Below are 3216 nucleotides of genomic sequence, written 5' to 3'. Positions count from 1 at the left end.
TTCGCGCAGCAGCTTGAAGTAGCCGGCGCTGATCGCGCCTATCGCCGGCTGCGCGGTGCGGGTCTGGGTCAGTTCCGCCATCTGGCGATCCGCGGTGTCGGCGTCGAAGGCCGGCGGCGGGAAGATGGACGCGGACGGCAGCGGCAGTCCTCCGGCGGCGGCGACGGCGTCCAGTCCTTCCAGCGTTTCGCGCACCGCCGGATAGTCGTTGGCGATGTCGCGGCCCATGTTCACGTATTGCGCGCCCTGGCCGGGGAACAAGGCCACCACGCGTCCGGCCAACGGCGCCGCCGCGCGTTTGTAGTAAATGCCTTGCGGATGCTCCCAATCCTGGTCCGGACGCGCCCGCAGCAGCTTGATCGCCTCGTCCAGCAGGCCGGCCGCTTGTTCGGCGGAGCCCGCGACGAAGGCCAGGCGCGCGGAATCGGCCGGCGCGCGCGCCGCCGCGCCCTGATGCAGGCGGAACTGGTAGCCGGCGTCTTCGGCGCGGAAGGACTCCAGCTTGCGCTCGGCCAGCGCCAGCAGTTGCGCCGGGCTTTCCGCGTGCAGCAGCACCACTTCCGGGCGCAGGTTCAGGCGGAAATCGCCCTGCGGCCGCGCCTGATGCTCTTCCATGATGGAGTGGTAGTTGGTGCCGCCGAAACCGTAGGCGCTCAAGGCGGCGCGGCGCGGCGCGCCGTTCACCGGGCGCAGCCACGGGCGGCTGTCCACGTTGACATAGAAGGGGCTGGCGCTGTCCGCCAGCGCGCGGCTGGGCTGAACGACGTTGATGGTGGGCGGCAACACCTTGTGATAGAGGCTGAGCGCGGCCTTCATCATCGCGGCCGCGCCGGCGGCGCAGCGGGTATGGCCGATCTGCGACTTGATGCTGCCGATGGCCACCGAGCCAGGCTGGGCGCCGCCGGCCTCGAACACCGCGCGCAGGCTCTTGATCTCGGTTTCGTCGCCGGACTGGGTGCCGGTGCCGTGCGCTTCCACCAACTGGATCTCGGCCGGGGAAATGCCGGCGCGTTCGTAGGCGCGCTGCATCGCCTTGACTTGGCCTTCGTGGCGCGGCGCGAAAATGCTCTTGGCGCGGCCGTCGCTGGATGCTTGCAAGGATTTGATCACCGCGTAAATGCGGTCGCCGTCGCGCTCGGCGTCTTCCAGGCGCTTGAGCACCAGCAGGCCGACGCCATCGCCCAGCATCATGCCGTCCGAGGATTCGTCGAAGGGGCGCGACAGATTGCTCTTGGACAAGGCCGGGGTCTTGCTGAAGCACAGGAAGGAGAAGATCGAGTTTTCCAGATTGACGCCGCCGGTCAGCACCACGTCGCAGCTGCCGTCCACCAGTTCGCCCACCGCCGCCTTGATCGCGGCCAGGCTGCTGGCGCAGGCGGCGTCCACCATGTAAGAGGTGCCGCCCAGGTCGAAGTAGCTGGCGATGCGGCCGCAGGCGACGTTGCCGAGGAAGCCGGGGAAGCTGTCCTCGTTCCATTCCAGATAGAGATGATTGACGCGGTCGATCACCTCGTCGGCCACCGCGGTCGGCAGGCCGGCGTGGTTCAGCACCTTGCGCAGATACGGCTCCTGCTGGCGGAAGGCCAGCGAGAAGGAGGTGTTGCCGTTGCCGGCGCCGCCCAGGATCACGCCCACGCGGTCTTTATCCACCGGCAGCGCGTTGTCGCCCACCAGCCGCGCGTCCAGCATCGCCTGCTTGGCCACGTGCAAGGCGAAGATCTGCGCGGTGCTGATGGACTCCAGCATCAGCGGCGGCAGCTTGAATTCCACCGGGTCGAAATCAATCGGCGGCACGAAGCCGGCGCGATGGCCATAGGTTTTGTCGGCGGCGCTTGGGTCCGGATTGTAGTAATCCGCCTTGCGCCAGTATTCGTCGCCGTCCTTCTGATCGATATCGCTCAGCGCGTCTTTCTTGTCGACGACATTGGTCCAGAAATCGTACAAGGTGGCCGCATCGGGAAAGTGGCTGGCCATGCCCACTATCGCGATATCCACCGTGCCCGGTCCTATCCTGCTAGCTAAGGTCTTGCTCATTGCTCCTCCCGCGGTGAACCTGCTATTTCGCATCATTCGCTTGCCGCCGCGCACCAACCGGGAATCGCAATCGCAAACCGAGAACGGTCTGAATCGACTGCCCTTCTTTAAATCCGGTCCCGCACGCAAAGCCTGGATCGAATTCGCGTTCGCCAACCGCCGAACGCGCTCTATTACACTCGTAATCAAAACCACCAAAGCCCATACCAAACTGAGCCAAACCCTCTTGGACAAAACTGTTCAAACCAGGGTTACGGGAAATTATGACGTTGAAATCTTAGCATTTCCTTAGCCCATCCTTGAAGTTAATAATCTTACCTCCATGCCTGTGGAGAAAATCACAAAAACAAATCATAAGTAATTGATTTTTATAATGTACCATTATTGGCACACCGAATGCCAAAAGCATTATTTATTGCATTTTTTTCACAGCAAAAAAATAAAATTATTAAAATAAAATGCCTTTCTGAGTGAATTCTGAGCCAATATTAAGAACAGGGAGATACTAAGCCTCGCGTTAAATACATATACAGACTAATACCACTGGTATTATTCATTTAAGGTCGTTAATTTAACAACGCCCGCCAGCGCTGGTTCTCGGCGCTCAGATAACCCTAAGCCGCGATAGGCATACTGGCGCCATTTCATCCAGGAGACAGTCATGCCCCAAGTTATTCATCCCCTTCGCATTTCCGGCCACGGCGCGGGAGCCTGACCATGGTTTCCCTGGCCCGCGCCTCGCTGATTTACGAATGGCGCCGTTTCCTGCCCGCGGTGTTGGCGGTGGCTTTTGCCGGCCTGCTGGTGCAAGTGCAGCTCAGCCTGCTCCTGGGCATGTTCAGTTCCGTCGGCGTCTACATCGACCGCTCCAGCGCCGATCTCTGGGTGGGCTATCCCGCCACCCAAAGCGTGGACCTGGCCCGACCGATTCCCGGCAAGACCGAGAACAGCCTGTGGGCGCACCCGGAGGTGACATCGGTGGAACGCTTCACCTGGACCATGGCGGACTGGCAGCGCCCCAAGGGCGGCAAGCTCAGCGCGGTGCTGATCGGCATCGATCCGCGACCGCAGGCGATGACCTTCGCCACCCTGCTGACCCCGGAATTGCGCCAACAACTGACCGTGCCCAGCACGGTGCTGGTGGATGAAAGCGATCTGGAGAAGCTGGGCGTCAAGATCGGC

At 62.0% G+C, this 3216-nt stretch carries 2 protein-coding genes; one reads left to right on the top strand and one right to left on the bottom strand.

Translation table 11 applies throughout. The features are described from left to right. Positions 1–2034, bottom strand: a 2034-nt coding sequence (locus LQT98_RS23230; protein ID WP_269326137.1) for a beta-ketoacyl synthase N-terminal-like domain-containing protein, incomplete at its 3' end; no start/stop codon positions are given. A gap of 717 nt (positions 2035–2751) precedes the next feature. Between LQT98_RS23230 and LQT98_RS23225 the strand changes: the two genes are divergently transcribed. Then, a partial coding sequence (locus LQT98_RS23225) for a hypothetical protein (RefSeq protein ID WP_231465555.1) occupies positions 2752–3216 on the top strand: 465 nt, incomplete at its 3' end.

This window comes from Chromobacterium aquaticum, from assembly GCF_021129195.1.
GTDB lineage: Bacteria > Pseudomonadota > Gammaproteobacteria > Burkholderiales > Chromobacteriaceae > Chromobacterium > Chromobacterium aquaticum.
The sequence above is the reverse complement of the archived record's forward strand: the minus strand, read 5'-3'. Positions and strand labels throughout refer to the sequence as shown.